This is a genomic window from Paenibacillus chitinolyticus NBRC 15660, from assembly GCF_000739915.1.
GTDB lineage: Bacteria > Bacillota > Bacilli > Paenibacillales > NBRC-103111 > Paenibacillus_F > Paenibacillus_F chitinolyticus.
The window spans coordinates 1-15,101 of record NZ_BBJT01000012.1; the positions used below are offsets into that span (position 1 = coordinate 1).

13 protein-coding genes are annotated in these 15,101 nt (G+C 54.2%); 3 read left to right on the forward strand and 10 right to left on the reverse strand.

Annotation, left to right across the window (positions count from 1 at the left end; translation table 11 throughout):
- Positions 1-365: 365 nt before the first annotated feature.
- The 4 genes from ligA to PCH01S_RS23455 all read right to left on the reverse strand — a co-directional run bounded on the left by ligA (position 366) and on the right by PCH01S_RS23455 (position 6,209).
- A complete protein-coding gene (gene ligA / locus PCH01S_RS23440) occupies positions 366-2,384 on the reverse strand; it encodes an NAD-dependent DNA ligase LigA (RefSeq protein ID WP_042233690.1) in 2,019 nt (672 codons plus the stop codon).
- Positions 2,385-2,425: 41 nt separating this feature from the next.
- Positions 2,426-4,759, reverse strand: coding sequence for a DNA helicase PcrA (gene pcrA / locus PCH01S_RS23445; protein WP_042233692.1), 2,334 nt, complete (start codon positions 4,757-4,759; stop codon positions 2,426-2,428).
- 49 nt (positions 4,760-4,808) lie between these two features.
- A complete protein-coding gene (gene pcrB, locus PCH01S_RS23450; RefSeq protein WP_456152513.1) occupies positions 4,809-5,492 on the reverse strand; it encodes a heptaprenylglyceryl phosphate synthase in 684 nt (227 codons plus the stop codon).
- Between the two features lie 294 nt (positions 5,493-5,786).
- Positions 5,787-6,209 carry a DUF6130 family protein gene (locus tag PCH01S_RS23455; protein ID WP_042233695.1) on the reverse strand — a complete coding sequence of 141 codons (423 nt, stop codon included), beginning with the start codon at positions 6,207-6,209 and terminating at the stop codon, positions 5,787-5,789.
- A 143-nt stretch (positions 6,210-6,352) separates the two neighbouring features.
- Here PCH01S_RS23455 and PCH01S_RS23460 point away from each other — a divergent pair, with 143 nt between their 5' ends.
- The gene (locus tag PCH01S_RS23460) at positions 6,353-6,652 is read left to right on the forward strand and encodes an HNH endonuclease family protein (protein ID WP_042233981.1); all 300 of its coding nucleotides are present in this window, start codon (positions 6,353-6,355) and stop codon (positions 6,650-6,652) included.
- Between the two features lie 83 nt (positions 6,653-6,735).
- Here the strand turns inward: PCH01S_RS23460 and PCH01S_RS31620 are convergent, their stop codons facing one another.
- From PCH01S_RS31620 to PCH01S_RS23490, 6 genes are all read right to left on the reverse strand, one after another.
- Entirely contained in the window at positions 6,736-7,980 is a 1,245-nt protein-coding gene (locus tag PCH01S_RS31620; RefSeq protein WP_042233697.1) for a spore coat protein, read from the reverse strand.
- A gap of 81 nt (positions 7,981-8,061) precedes the next feature.
- Positions 8,062-8,310, reverse strand: coding sequence for a hypothetical protein (locus PCH01S_RS23470; protein ID WP_241688780.1), 249 nt, complete (start codon positions 8,308-8,310; stop codon positions 8,062-8,064).
- Between the two features lie 227 nt (positions 8,311-8,537).
- Positions 8,538-9,458 carry a DUF4340 domain-containing protein gene (locus tag PCH01S_RS23475; protein ID WP_042233700.1) on the reverse strand — a complete coding sequence of 307 codons (921 nt, stop codon included), beginning with the start codon at positions 9,456-9,458 and terminating at the stop codon, positions 8,538-8,540.
- Positions 9,455-10,843 (reverse strand): GldG family protein, encoded by a 1,389-nt coding sequence (locus PCH01S_RS23480; RefSeq protein WP_042233703.1) that lies wholly within the window; start codon positions 10,841-10,843, stop codon positions 9,455-9,457. The genes PCH01S_RS23475 and PCH01S_RS23480 overlap by 4 nt, the downstream gene beginning before the upstream one ends.
- A gap of 5 nt (positions 10,844-10,848) precedes the next feature.
- Positions 10,849-11,565 (reverse strand): ABC transporter permease subunit, encoded by a 717-nt coding sequence (locus PCH01S_RS23485; protein WP_042233704.1) that lies wholly within the window; start codon positions 11,563-11,565, stop codon positions 10,849-10,851.
- Positions 11,558-12,961, reverse strand: coding sequence for an ABC transporter ATP-binding protein (locus PCH01S_RS23490; protein ID WP_042233706.1), 1,404 nt, complete (start codon positions 12,959-12,961; stop codon positions 11,558-11,560). The genes PCH01S_RS23485 and PCH01S_RS23490 overlap by 8 nt, the downstream gene beginning before the upstream one ends.
- A gap of 261 nt (positions 12,962-13,222) precedes the next feature.
- Here PCH01S_RS23490 and PCH01S_RS23495 point away from each other — a divergent pair, with 261 nt between their 5' ends.
- Together PCH01S_RS23495 and PCH01S_RS23500 are read left to right on the forward strand one after the other, a co-directional pair.
- The gene (locus tag PCH01S_RS23495) at positions 13,223-13,729 is read left to right on the forward strand and encodes a sigma-70 family RNA polymerase sigma factor (protein WP_241688779.1); all 507 of its coding nucleotides are present in this window, start codon (positions 13,223-13,225) and stop codon (positions 13,727-13,729) included.
- The gene (locus PCH01S_RS23500; RefSeq protein WP_042233708.1) at positions 13,722-15,047 is read left to right on the forward strand and encodes a DUF4179 domain-containing protein; all 1,326 of its coding nucleotides are present in this window, start codon (positions 13,722-13,724) and stop codon (positions 15,045-15,047) included. Before PCH01S_RS23495 ends, PCH01S_RS23500 begins: the two co-directional genes overlap by 8 nt.
- The last annotated feature ends 54 nt before the right edge of the window (positions 15,048-15,101 follow it).

The window sequence follows — 15,101 nt, forward strand, 5'->3', positions numbered from 1 at the left end:
TTTTAAATCTATGCTGGTTGTAAATTAGTTCTGTTCAGTTTTCAAGGAGCTTACTTAATGTTTGCGTCACTTGCGGTGACAAGAACTAATATTATCAGGCTTTTTAACTATTTGCAACCCCTATTTTAAAAGAATTTTCTTCCAGGTGTTTAATGAGGTTGAAAAATGGGTACAAGCAAGAATTTTAGGCCTCCCAGCCCTTTGAAATGCCGTGTATGGCTTCCGATTTCTCATAATGCACCGAGCAAGAGCGCACCGATACCAGTCTGCCGATGGAGTTCCTCTCACGAACTTCTCCTATATACAAAAGTAGAGACAAGACCCGTACGAACGGGCCTTGTCTCTTGTATCCAAACGGCGACCAACTATTCTCCAAGCAGAGCAAGAAGCTCCTGTTCGTCATCTATAATGCGAATGCCAAGAGACTGGGCCTTGGCAAGCTTGCTGCCGGCACTCTCCCCGGCGATCACGATGTCCGTCTTCTTCGAGACGCTGCCGGTTACTTTGGCGCCGAGGGCTTCGAGCTTATCCGCCGCTTCGTCCCGGCTCATCGCGCTGAGCGTACCTGTCAGCACGATGGTTTTGCCGAAGAGGGGATGGCTCTCGTCCGCCGCGGCGGCCGGCTTTTCTTCCGCGCGAGGTGCGACGCCCGCCGCAAGCATGCGGGAGATGCTGTCCTGCATGAGCGGGTCGCGGAAGAAGCTGTAGATGCTGTCGGCTACGATTCCGCCGACATCCGGCAGCGCGATCAGTTCTTCGATCGACGCCTCCTTGACCTTGTCGAGGCTGCCGAGATGCTCAGCCAGTACTTTGGTCGTGGTTTTGCCCGTATTCGGGATACCTAAAGCAAACAGGAAGGACGAAAGGTCGCACTCCTTGCTCTTCTCGAACGCGGCAAGCAGCTTGTTGGCTTTTTTCTCGCCGAAACGCTCCAGTTTGATCAGATCGTCATAAGTGAGCCCGTACAGGTCGGCAGGATCGCGTACACCTACCTCCTGATAGAGCTGTTCCGCCGTCATCACACTGAACGTATCGATATCCATCGCGTCACGGGAAGCGAAATGAGTAATTCTGCCGATCATCTGAGGCCTACAGCCCAGGCGGTTCGGACAGAATAAATGAGCCCCGCGCTGTTCAAGCGGAGTTCCGCAGGCCGGGCAATTTTCCGGGAAAACGATCTCTTCACCGTCGGTCTCTTCCGTGGCTTTGCCGAGTATTTCCGGGATCACGTCGTTCGAGCGGCGGATATAAACAAGACTCCCCAGAGCATGCTTCAAGTTTTTGCGTTCGATGTCACCGATATTGTTCAGCGTACAGTTCTGTACGGTCACACCTGCCAGATCGACCGGTTCTACACGCGCTACCGGCGTTATTTTGCCCGTTCGTCCCACTTCCCAGGATACGGATTCCAGAACAGTCGTAACCTCTTCAGCCTCGAACTTGAATGCGATAGCCCAGCGCGGGAATTTCTCGGTATAGCCCAGTACTTCCCGCGTACGCATATCCGCCACTTTGACTACCGCACCGTCAATGAGGAAGTCATAACTCAGGCGGTTGCTTCCGATTCGCTCCAGTTCCTCCATAACATCGTCGATGGAGTCGAAAAATTTGATGTCCGGATTAACTTTAAACCGATTCTCTTTAAGAAACTCCACCATTTCCCGATGGTCGGTGAATCGGAGGTTGTCGGAATAACCTACATTATAGAAGAAGGCGCTCAGTTTGCGTTTCGCCGTTACTTGCGGATTCAGGTTGCGAAGAGCCCCCGCGGCCGCATTGCGCGCATTTTTGAACGGTTCGGCCGCCGTCTGATTGTACTGATCCAAAACGGACAGGAACATCAGGCCTTCGCCCTGTACTTCAACGGTCCCGTCTTTGTACGGAATCTCCAAAGGGACGGAGCGGATGGTTTTTACCTGCTCCAGGATTCCCTCTCCTACTGTTCCGTTGCCACGGGTCGAAGCTTGGACTAGTATCCCCTTGTCATACGTTAAATTGAGGGTGAGACCGTCAAATTTAAGCTCGACGACGAAGGTCGGATGCGGCAGGGGATTGTCCGGGTTCTGTTTATTGTATTCGCCAACGAGCTTCAATACCCGCGTCAGCCACGCGTTAAGGCCGTCTTTGTCGCGTGTCTTGTCCAGACTCCACAGCCGGGAGAGATGACGGTGGGGTTCGAACCCTTTCAACAGCTCGCCGCCGACACGCCTTGTAGGAGAATTCGGAAGAGTCACTCCCGACTCCCGCTCCAATTCCACCAGCCGGTCATACAGCTTATCATATTCGGCATCAGTAACTACCGGGCGGTCCAGCGTGTAATAGTTGTAATTGTGCTGCTCGATAGCTTCGATGAGTGTCTTCATCTCCGCAGTGAAGTCGGCCATCTATTTTCTTCCTCTCGTCTCATCTATTCCTTGAATTCGGGTTATTGCTTCGTAATCGGTGCAAATTTGGCCAAAAGCCGTTTGACGCCTACGGGCGCCGGGAAAGCGATCTGCAGCTCGGTATCGTCCCCCTTGCCTTTAACCGCCACGATGACACCTGTACCCCATTTGCCGTGGGATACCTTGTCGCCCATCTTGAAGTCTCCCGGCTGGCTTCCGGTTGCCGCAGGGGCCGTACGCGGCGTACTGCGCACCGTAGAGGCTTCCGGAGAAGTCTTGCCGAATGAGGAAGTCTGGCTCCCCCAGGAAGATCCGCTTGCGGACGATTGTCCGAAGCTTGTGGAGCCGGAGCTGCCGAAGCCGGAGGATGTGCGTCCCCCGAAGCTCGTACCGCCGCTGCGGGACCAGCCGGAGAATGTGCTGCCCCCTCCGCCGGACGAGACGATCTCCATGAGCTCCTGCGGAATCTCTTTGAGGAACCGGGACGGCGGGTTAGTGCTTGTCCGGCCGAAAAGCATCCGCATCCGGGCGCAGGAAAGGAACAGGTTTTCTTCGGCACGCGTGATGCCTACATAAGCCAGGCGCCGCTCTTCTTCCAGTTCCTCGTTGTCCGTGGCAGCGCGGCTGTGAGGGAAGACGCCTTCCTCCATGCCGATGATAAAGACGACGGGGAACTCCAGGCCTTTGGCGCTGTGCATAGTCATCAGGACGACCGAGTCCTGAGGTCCCTCATCTTTGTCCATCGTATCTATATCCGCAATAAGCGCGAGATCCGTCAGGAACGCGACAAGGGATTTGTCTTCATTGCGGGTTTCAAACTCGCTGGTAACCGATAAGAACTCGTCGATGTTCTCCAGACGGGACTTGGATTCCAGCGTATTCTCACGCTGCAGCTCCATCCGGTATTGGCTCATTTCCAGAACCTTCTCGGTAAGTTCCGTGACGGACAAGTAGTCCACCATCCGGTGAAGGTTATGGATCATGTCCCGGAAATCCGCAAGCGTGTTGCGCGTTCTCGCCGAAATTTCCAGCGATTCCACTTCATCGAGCATAGCGAACATCGAGATTCCCCGTCTGGCCGCGAAATCCGCCACCTTATCCAGAGTAGTATCCCCAATTCCCCGTTTAGGAACATTCACGACCCGCGTCAGACTGATATCATCGTCCGGATTGGAGATAAGTCTTAAGTAAGCCAGAATATCCTTGATCTCTTTGCGGTCGTAGAACTTGACGCCTCCCACGATCTGATAAGGAATATCGGATTTAATTAAAATTTCCTCGATGACCCGGGATTGGGCATTGGTCCGGTACAGGATCGCGTGATCCCCGTATTTTTGTGCGGAACCGACGTTCTTATTGATTTCACCGGCGATAAAATACCCCTCGTCATGCTCGGAATCCGCCTGGTATACCCGGATTTTGCTGCCTTCGCCTTTGTCGGTCCAGAGATTCTTGGCTTTGCGGCCCGTATTGTTGCCGATCACCTTATTGGCCGCCTGCAGAATGGTCGAAGTGGAGCGGTAATTCTGCTCCAGCAAAATGGTCGTGGCGTTCGGATAATCTTCCTCGAAGTTGAGGATGTTCGTGATATCCGCTCCCCGCCAGCGGTAAATGGATTGGTCGGAGTCACCTACGACACAGAGATTCTTGGATTTGTCCGCCAGCATCTGGCACAGCATATACTGGGCGCGGTTCGTATCCTGATACTCATCCACGTGTATGAAGCGGAATTTATTTTGATAAAAGTCCAGAACTTCAGGCACATCGGTAAAAAGCTGGATCGTCGCCATAATGAGATCGTCGAAATCCAGGGAGTTGTTGCTTTTGAGTTTTTTCTGGTACAGGGTATAGACTTTGGCCACCAGACCGTCAAAATAATCCCCGATCTTCTGCTCAAAACGCTGAGGGGTAACCAGTTCGTTCTTGGCTGTGCTGATTGCGGCCTGAACGGCTTTGGGCTCGAATTTCTTTGTATCGATGTTGAGCTCTTTCATGCAAGTTTTAATAACGGATAATTGATCGCCGGAATCCAAGATGGAAAAATTCGAAGTGAACCCGATCCGGTCGATATCGCGGCGGAGAATCCGCACGCACATGGAGTGGAACGTGGAGACCCAGATGTCATTGGCGGACGGGCCCACAAGCTGTTCGACCCGTTCACGCATTTCGCGTGCGGCTTTGTTGGTAAACGTGATGGCCAGGATGCTCCAAGGGGCCACCCGTTTCGCTCCGATCAAATACGCGATTCTGTGGGTCAGCACCCGGGTCTTGCCGCTCCCCGCTCCCGCCATAATGAGAAGAGGCCCTTCGGTCGCTTCCACGGCTTTACGCTGCTGAGGGTTGAGCTTCTGAACGGCTTGCTGTATATCAATCATGAAATTACCTTCCTTCCACGGCTGACCGGCCGAAACCGATCCCCGCTTGTTATATCAACGCCCGCACTGTTTCCAGCGCCCGGTCCAAATCTTCATATATAAGGTTGCCGACCACAATCGTATCGGCGGCTTCGGCCGCCAGCTTCGCTTTCTCGGGACCGTCAATGCCGCCGCCGTAGAAAAGCCGGGTGCCTTCGAGGACACTTCTCGTCCTTCGGACAAGCTCCATATCGCCGAAAGTTCCGCTGTATTCCACATAAAAAATCGGCAGCCGCAGCAGATGCTCCGCCATGCGGGCATAAGCCACAACGTCACGCTCGGTCAGGTCCGTACGGGCTGCCGTCACTTTCGCGGCGGTAGATTCTCCGTTCAGAATGACGTAGCCTTCGACAAGAATTTCGTTCCAGTCCATGATAGCCCCGTATTCTTTGAGCGCCTCGTGATGCCGTCCGAGAATCCACTGGGGATCTCCGGCATTAAGCACCATCGGGATAAAAAACAGGTCAAAGCCCGGCACAATCGCTTCCGCATCGGACACTTCCAAAATGCAAGGCACTTCAAATCCGCGTATCCGGGCAAGCAGATCCACGGTATTGTCAAACGTTACGCCGGACGAGCCGCCGACAAGAATGGCATCGGTGCCGGACAAGCAAATACGCTCCAGAGCCTCATCGGATATTTCCCGGTCGGGGTCGAGCTTAAAAACATGTTTCCAGGTTGAGCTGTCTACGATCAAAACGTTTCTTCCCTCCGCTCAAGCATAGGCGTAAATAAACCGCCTGTCTGCACTTCAATACCCTCAGTCTATGCTACGCGTCCGGGTGTGTCAAATCAGGAAACAGACCTCTTTTTATTATAAAACAGGAATGTACGTTCGCGAAAGAGGAACTTCCATTTTGAGAGGTGGGAGTGAGAGGAAGTTGGCGCTTAGAGCCTGGAAAATAAAAAAAGAAACCGGTCCGAACGCGAGGTTCGTCCGGTTTCGGCTTCTCGGGATACACGGTTATGTAGGCCTTAAAGGTCCGGATTACTTTTTAATCGTTACATCGAATACTTTTTCCACATTTAAAGGAACATGATCGTTCTGTTGAAGGGACAGTTTGATCGTATGCTTGCCCGGAGGGATGTTTTCCAGACGGACCGGGGCGTCTGTCTTCAGCATCGCTTTCTGAACGCCGTCCACGTAAATGTGGAGGTGGCCTTCCCCTTGTTTGGGCGCCGCGCCCATGCTGTCGCCCGCGATTTTCAAATTGCTGACCTTGTAGGAAATAACGGCGGATGTGCCTTCCTGCGTTAAGGTTGCGTCGATAGTCGGGGCCGCGCCTGAAACGGCCGAACCGCCTACCTGTTCCGATTTGTTCTGGAAGCCGCATGCCGTTAAAGCTCCGCTGCAGGCAAAGATGAGGAGAAGCATGAGCACAAAAGATCGTTTACCGCTTATTTTACGCATGATTTAGACACTCCTTCGGTTAATAAAATGGCCGGGAGGGACATCCCTGTAACTTGTATATGTGGCGCAATGAGGAAACATGCCAGTATCTTCGGCAAGGGTATACTGTAAACGGCGAAACGCACCGGAAGGAAGAGGCGAATATGGTTAAAAAGAGCGAGCAGGGAACTTGCGAATTATGCGGACGCCACGAGGTGAAACGGACCGAACATCACTTGATTCCGAAGGAAAAAGGAGGCACCTTTCTGCCTACGGCTATGCTTTGCATTCCTTGCCATAAGCAGATTCACGCTCTGTTTACGAACAAACAGCTGGAGCGGGGTCTTCATACGCTTGATGCGCTGCGCGACGATGAACGGATGCGGGCTTTCCTGAAGTGGATCCGCAAGCAGCCATCGGCGTCACTTCCCCGAATCCGCAAGTCCCGGGAATTACGGCAATAAAAAAACGCCTTTCGAGGAGGCGTTTTTTTGAGGATGGTACTCTCGGAAGAGGCGCCGGTGGACTTGATGGACCGGAAACGCCGTTAACCCTGTGGACGGTAAGAAGGCGGCCTGCCGTCCTCTCCCCTATACGGGGAGTTGTAAGGCTGCTGGGCAGGCGGCGCCGCGGGCGGCGTCGGGCCGGACTGCTGCGGCTGGCGGGCGTAAGGCTGCCCGTAGCGCCGGGACTGGCCGTAAGGCTCACGAGCCGAAGCTGGGGCCGGAGCCGGATTGCGGAAGCCGCCGTAGGACGGCGCAACCGGCACGCCGGAAGGAGATGCGGGCTGCCCGTAAGCCACGGGTGGCGCTGCTGTGGCAGGCGTGCCGTAAGGCGCCGCTCCGCCTGTGGCAGGACGGCCGTACGGGGAGCGCGGAGCTGTATACGGCCGGGCGAGGCTTCCCGCCGGTGCGGGAGCCGGCTGCTCGGGCGCTGCGGAAGCGGGGGCGCCTCCATACCGCGACGGGGACAGAGGCGCGGGCGTGGTGCTTGCCGTCGGTGCGGGGGCCGGCTGTTCGGGCCCTGCGGAAGCAGGCGCGCCTCCGAAGCGCGACGGGGACAGCGGCGCGGGCACGGGGCTTGTCGCCGGTGCGGGGGCTGACTGCTCGGGCGCTGTGGGCGCGGGTGCGCCTCCGAACCGCGACGGGGACAGAGGCGCGGGCACGGCACTTGCCGCCGGTGCGGGGGCCGGCTGCTCGAGCGCTGCGGAAGCGGACGCACTCGTTTCCGCCGCTTCCGCGGAAACGGACTCTTCTTCATCCGAGACTGACGGCTCGGAATAATAGACGTCCCCGTATGAAGAATCATAGACGGAAGACGAGGAAAGAGAAGAATAGTAATCGGGACGCTCTCCGAATATTTCAAGTTCTTTCTCTTCATATGTAAGAGGGTCCGATATGGTTTCAGCCTCCCTGAGAACTTGAAAAACTGCTTCCGGCGACTCCCCCGTTTCAGCTTCTGTCGCTTCTATTCCAGCAAAATCTTTCCGAATAGCGGCTTCCAGCTCGGAAAGCGCCCGGTCATGGCTGGCAATCTCCTGCAGCACGTCTTCCCCGCTGGCGTTTTGGACCTTCTTCTTGTCCCCGCGACCGGCCAGAAGCCTGTACAGCTTATCCTGATCATCCAGCGTCTGCTGGAGAAGCTGGCGGTAAAGAGCGCGAATGCCAGGCTGCCGGGCATCCCATGCGGCCGATGCGTACCTGGACGCAAGCCTTTTAAAATCGGCCATCGTCCGTTCGGCAGCCTCCCATTGTTTCTCTCCGGCTTGATCCGTTTGAAGTTCCTGTTTCATTTGCAGCCACCTCCATTTAATTCATACGGTCTGTTCATAAAGATCCTCTACAGCTTAGAGCCGGAGATTTAAGGTGCCGGGTCATAGTTCCGTGCTTCTGAGCGCAGCAAGAAGCTGCCGGGCACAACTGAGCCGGAGCACGGCTAATTGCTCCAGCACTCCCCTCAGCTCTACATCCGTTGAAGATTCCGCTTCTTCGGCACAGCGTTTGGCCAGCGTATGTTCAAAACGAATCAGATCCCCTAACGATTGAAGCTCCGGAAGAGTGACCCTTTCCAATTGTTCTTCTTTGTAAACAGCACGATGCTCTCCGGCATGACTGATTGCCATTCCCTCAACCCCCTGATCGGATGTTTTTAATAGCATGCCCATTTTTTACCCATCTTATGTGATTCATTCCCCCTTAGCACAAGCGGCTTAAAGCAAAAAAAGAATAAAAGCATCGTGCGCTTTTATTCTTCAGGTTCCTTCCGTCTAATAACGGAGGGAATGCAGACTAGGTTCTCTTTTTCAATGACTTATAAAAGTTCTGCGGGCATTAGGGGGCCCTATTAAGGCTACCCCTTTTTCACATTAGAAGCCGCCACTTCTTCCATGGCCGCCTGCGGAATGGCGTAGGCCCAGTCTCCAGCCTGCTTGGCGATCCATACGGATTTGCCGTCGGAGCGGCCGCTGTACGTATCTTTCATCTCTTTGCCATCCACGGTCCGGACAACTTCCAGCGTCCATTCCCCCGGCTTAATCGCCTCATCGGCGGCCCGTTTCGGCATTTCCTCCGTTTTCATGAATAGCAGCTTATCCAGAACCTGGGTCGCCTCCGCCCCCTCGATCTCACGATCCGGCAGCTTCCATTTGGACTGGGCCGCCGATTTATCCGGTTCGTTCTTCGTCAGGGACCATTTATGATCCTTCCAGGAGAACGTGACGCTTTTTACCTGATCGTAATCGAATTTGACCGGACTCGTTTCCACAAAATCCAGCGGCGACTTATTCAAGACGGATAGTGAGGACTCTCCCACTTGGTAGACGGCAGGAGAGCTTCCCAGTTGTACATAAACGTACCCTTCCACTGGCGTAGGCGAACCGGCCTTCACTTCCTGAGAAGTGCCGTCCGCAAGCTGTACCTTATAGACGGATGAAGGCTTGTCGAGTCCGTATTTAGCCAGATCGGACGCCTTATCTTCCACGATCCTTTCCTGTGTCAGCAAATTAAAAGAATCCATCCAGCCTTCGGTCAAGTTGGGATTAAGCGGAGCAGCCGAGGGCTTGGTCATCGACCATTCGCCGTCCTTACGAACCAGTTCCGTCTGCTGGTCTCCGCTCAAGATGGAGAAACTTTGGACATCCGCAACATTTACATGGACAAGAGGCTTGGATGTCTCCGCTTCTTTTTCCATGAAAAAATCCTGGCTCCAGGCATACCAGAGACCGCCCAGAAACACGAGAATCAAAAGCAGCGCGGGCGCGAATTTTTTCACCCTTTTCTCCTCCTCCACCAGATAAACCCGCCGAGCAGCAGGAAGATCAGCGGCATAAAGACGATCGCCACGAAAAAGATCGTTTTGGCCTGTCCTGGCGTTAAAGCAGCGGTTTGATACGCTTCATTCTGTCTGGGCCGGATCGTCACCTGATCTTTCTTCTCCTGAAGCCACCCGATGCTGTTCATCGCAAAATCGCGGTTTCCCTGCACGTTGATCTCCTGATCCATCAGGAATGTGGAACCACCGAGTATGACGGCCTTAGGCTTGCTGTCTTTATCTTCTACGGCATAGCCCAGGTTGAGCGGACCCTTCACATCGTTGTCGTCCTGATTCGTCTGGGATTTCATCAACCCGGCGATATCCGTTTCACCGTATGCTTGAGCCGATGTCTTCAAGATCGGCGTGCTTTTGAAATCGCCCTCTTCCTGGGCATTCAGGGCTACTGCCAGCGACATCATCGTCAGGAGATTGTAGTTTTTCAGCTTTGTTGTAATATCGTGATCCCCGTACTCCGGAATAATCGTAAGCGGATCGTACAGGGTGCTCTGCTTCGCTTCGATGGCGACCGCATGCTGGTCCTTAACACCGTACGTATTCATGAGAGCGTCAATGTTTTTCCATTTGGACGCCATTTCCTGGCTGAAGCCCAGGGAGACGTACAGCTTGCCTTTTCCGCTCAGGTACTGCTTGATCAGTTCCGCCTCTTTGTCGTTCAAATCGGTTTGGGGACCGATCAGAAACAGCATGTCGGCATCGTCCGGAATTTTGCCTTCCCGGTATAGATTAAGATCTTTAACCGTATAGTTTTCGCCCTCCAAGCTTGATTTCAAAACGGTCATTTCCTGGAGTGTAATTTCCTGGTGCCCCGATAAGAAATACACCGTATGCTTTTCGGTGCTGGTCAGACTTTTGACGGCCTGGGTCATCTTCTCTTCCCCTGCGAACTGATAAGATCCGGAGCCTTGGCCGGCCGTGAACATTTCCTGGAAGGTGATCACTTTTTTCTGGCTTCCGCTTTCGAAAACAAGACTGCTCTGTTGAACGCCGTACTGCTGGACTTTGGAAGGCTCTTTCAGCATGTCGTACTGATTATACGTAATCTTGCCCGTACGCTTGCTGTATTCCTGAACCATATCCGTCACTTCGCGGGTCAGCACGCCGTCCGGATCCTCCTGAGGATTCGTAAAGGCCGTGACATGAATGTCCTTGCCCAGATCTTTGAGAGTTCCCAGCGTTTGATCCGAGAGTGTGTACATTTTGTTTTTGGATAAATCGAGCTGAAAATCTTTCAACGAATGAAGAAAGAAGGTCAACAGAATAAAAATTCCGATGACGGCGACTGAAATCACCGCCGTATTTGTACCGCGCAGCCATTTCTTCATCGCTGTCACCTCCACCGTTTTCTTTCAAGGGTCTGCATGCCGAGAATAAGGAACAAAGCCGCAAGCGTCACGAAGAAAAGGATATCCGCTCCTTGAAGAATTCCCTTCTGCATATTGGCCATCCGGCCGCTCATCGAGAATTGGATAATCCAATCCCGGAACTTGCCGCCGAATCCTTCAGCCATCCAGTCGATCAGCCAGAAAAACAGAAGAAAGGCAAAACCCGCAATCCCGGCCACCATCTGGTTGTTGGATAACGTGGAGGCAAACAGACCGATCGCCATCATGGCGGCTCCCAGCAGGAACATGCTGAGGTATGACAGCCACAGGACCGGCTGGTCCAGCGTGCCGAAGGCCGACATGATCAGCGGGTAAACCAGACTGCACAACGTAAGCAGGAACTGGACGATAAGCGCGGCCAGGTACTTGCCCAGCACAATTTCGCCGATTCCGGCAGGTGAAGTAAGCAGCAGCTCATCCGTACCGTGACGGAATTCATCCGCCACCAGACGCATCGTCAGCAGGGGGATGATGAACAGGTAAATGAACGTAATATTACCGACCACATACCGGATATCGATCAGGCTGGGCTGCACCATGACAAAATTCAAGTAAAACATGATGCCCGACACCAGCACATAAAAAGCGAACGCGACATACGAGGTCGGCGAATAGAAAAACATTTGCAGTTCTTTCGAGCAGATCGCCCACGTTCTACGCATCTTCGCCGCCTCCCTTCGGTTGGCCTGCCGCCGTGCTTCCGGACTTGTCTTTCAGCGGCAGCCATTTGCTTACACGGTCCAGCCTCGAAGGCTGTCCCGGACGACTCTCCGGCTCGTCTTCGGCAGAGCCGGACAAGCTCTCGTCGGTCGTCAGCTTGAGGAAAATATCCTCGAGGCTGAGGCTCTCCCGCTTCATCTCCAGGATGGGATAACCGGCTTCCGCCAGACGGAAGAACAGCGGCTCGCGGATGTCCGTGCTATCGGCCGACGAGACGAGCAGCTTGACCGTATCCGGGGCAGTTCCCCCCGGAGAAGCGGTCTGCTGCCCGCCGGTCTTCGCCTGCGGTGCCGCCGAGGCGTCTGCTCCGGCTGCAGCCGGCTCTTCGACGGCCCCCGATAGGGGCCCTCCGGGGCCGTCCGCCTGCACGGCGGAGCCGGAAGAGCCCGCCGGCTCTGCCGCTGCATCCGGCGAGGCCGGCGCCACTGCGGCAGTCTCTGCAGCCTCGCTCAGGGTATCGCCCGCGCCGCCGGATACCGCCTCCGCTTCCGCGTCAGCCGAGTCGCCCGCACCAGACGCAGCCGCCGGGGCACCGGCAAGGCCAAGCACCACCGCGGAGGCTGCGCCGTCCGCCAGCTCCCGCACAGCGGCAATGCCGGCGGTAGAGCCCAGCAGCGAGATGATTTCCTCGCGCGGGCCCTTCACTTCCAGCGACACTTCGAAGGTGTCGCCCATCGTCGCGCCGAGCATCTCCGGCTTCTCGTCGAGCACAATCTGTCCCTGATTAATGATGAGCACCCGGTTGCACAGCGTGTTCACTTCGGGCAGAATGTGCGTGCTGAGCAGCACCGTATGATTTTCGCCCAGCTCGCGGATCAGACTGCGGATTTCAATGATCTGCTTCGGATCCAGCCCCGAAGTGGGTTCGTCCAGCACAAGCAAATCGGGTTTGTGAACAATCGCCTGCGCCAGCCCCAGACGCTGCTTATACCCTTTAGACAAGCTGCGGATGATCTGGTTTTCGCGTCCGTTAAGCCCCAGCTTGTCAATGATTTCGTTAACCCTGCCTTTTTGGGCCCGGACAGGTACGTCTCTGAGATCGGCCACAAATTTCAGGTACGACCGTACGGTCATTTCCGGATAAAGCGGCGGCGTTTCAGGCAAATAACCGATCTTGCGCCTTGCCTTGCGGGGATGATCCGCCATAGACAAGCCGTCCACCAGGATGTTCCCGCCCGTCGGATTCAAGTACCCCGTAATCATCCTCATGGTAGTCGTTTTGCCTGCTCCGTTGGGCCCCAAAAAGCCTACGATTTCCCCGCGCTGCATGGAGAAATTGATCTCCCTGACTCCCCGGGAATTTTCGTAGAGCTTGCTGACTCCGTTCACTTCCAGCAATCCTGCCCCCTCCTTTTCAACGTTCAAATAGGTGTTCACCAGTCACATGTTCTGGGATGGATAGACAACGTTCTTTTGTAGAAGCCGTACTCAATATATCCAGGACACAATAAAACAAGCTTAAACAAAACTGAATTTCGGATTAAAAAAATGTGTCCGAATTGCGAACAAAATATTTTCATCTGAACTCCGACGATTCCCTCTTCTGTTCCGTCTAATACAATAGAACCTGGAAGGAGGGAGCTTTTTCTGGACACCGAAATGCTGGTCCGGGCGGCACGAAACGGGGACGATCAGGCTTTTACCCGGCTTATGGATGAGGAAAAAGCAAGGCTGTACCGGATCGCCTACGCCTATCTTCACAGCCGGCCGGACGCGCTGGATGCCCTGCAGGAAACGGCCTTCCGCGCTTACCGTAATATTCGCAAGCTGAACGATCACACGCTGTTTTCCACCTGGGTCACCCGTATTCTATTGAATTATTGCGCCGATGAACGGAAGCGCCGAAACCGTCCCGTTTATCCGGATTACACGGCAGTGAAAGAAGTTTCCGGCCCGAAGCCCGACAACCTGGATTTATATATGGCTCTGGATCGCCTGCAGCCTTCCGAAAAACAACTCATCATTCTCAAATATATGGAGGACTGGACATACCCTCAGATCGCTTCCTTGCTGCAAATGCCGGAAAGCACGATCAAAACCAGGGCGCGCAAGGCGCTCGACCAGTTAAAATCAATTCTGGGAAGGGAGGACGAAGCCTATGGATGAGCAGGATTGGCTGCAAAAAGAACTGCGCGGAACCACAGACGGGGAAATACCCGCCGAGGCGGATTTGGCTATAGCGCAAGGCATTCAGAGAGCAAAGGCGTTGCGGCGGCGTCGTAACCGGACGTTCTTAACCGCTGCGGCTTCCCTTGTCTTGCTGGTGTCGGTATTTGGAACCATGATCCATGTGTCTCCCGCCTTCGCCGCTGCGATTCGTCAAATTCCGGGTATGGAGATTTTCGTCCGGATAATGGGCACCCAGGATAAAGGGTTGGCGCGAGCGGTCGACAACGAATTTTTCCAACCGATTAACATATCCCACACGCAAAACGGAGAAACCGTCACGCTCAACGGCGTCATCGCCGATGAATCGCGAATCGTCGTGTTTTATTCCTGGAACAGAGATCACTCTACAAGGAAAAGCGGCCCTGAGGTGAAACTGCACCCTGCTGACGGGAGCTACATGCCGGCTGTTATCGGTTTTCAGCACTCGCCTGTCCCGGCCGAACCTGTAACTTCGGGCAGTGACTATTTGGATGCCATGCTCGTAGAGGGGACCCCGATCCCGGACGATTTTATTTTCGAGGTGAAGCTTGCCGGAGATGACGGACCGGTCTGGAAAGTGCCGTTCAAGCTTGACCGGGAGCTGTTCATGAACCGGGCGGAAACCATTCCGATCGGCAAAAGCGTCGTGATCCAGGGTCAAACGGTCAAGTTTAATGAAGCCAAACTTTATCCGACCCGCATTTTACTCGACGTTTCGTACGAGGAAAGCAACACCAAGCAGCTTTTCGGGCTGCGCGACATTCATTTGGTCACCGAAAAAGGGGAACGTCTTTCGAGTTGGGGCGCATCCAACAATAGCGAGAACAAAAAGATACTCACCTTCGAAAGCTCCTACTTCACCCAACCGAAGGAACTGTATTTGGAAGGCAGCCTGGTAACCGCTCTGGACAAAGACCAATTGACCGTGAAGCTGGATGTGGCGAACGAACAGATCATATCTCCCGACAATCGGCTTCAGCTTGTGAAGCTAACCGACATGGGCGACAGCTACGCCGTGTCCCTTAAATTAAGCGGGCTGGATTCCTCCTGGGACAAAATGAACTACACGACCTGGAGCGACTGGAAAGATGCGCACGGAAACACTGTCGAAGTATCAAACCATACTTCAAGCAGGACTTTCAGAGAAGAGCCCGAATCCAACGAATCCTTCGAATCTTTTACGATTCCCAAGAAAGACAATGGTGGTATATTGACCACAACCCTGCATGAATGGCCGAATCCTCTAAGAGAACCTTACCGCATTCGTATCAAGTAACGGCATCATAATAAATCAAAAAAGGCCCGCCGGTTTGCCGGCAGGCCTTTCTTT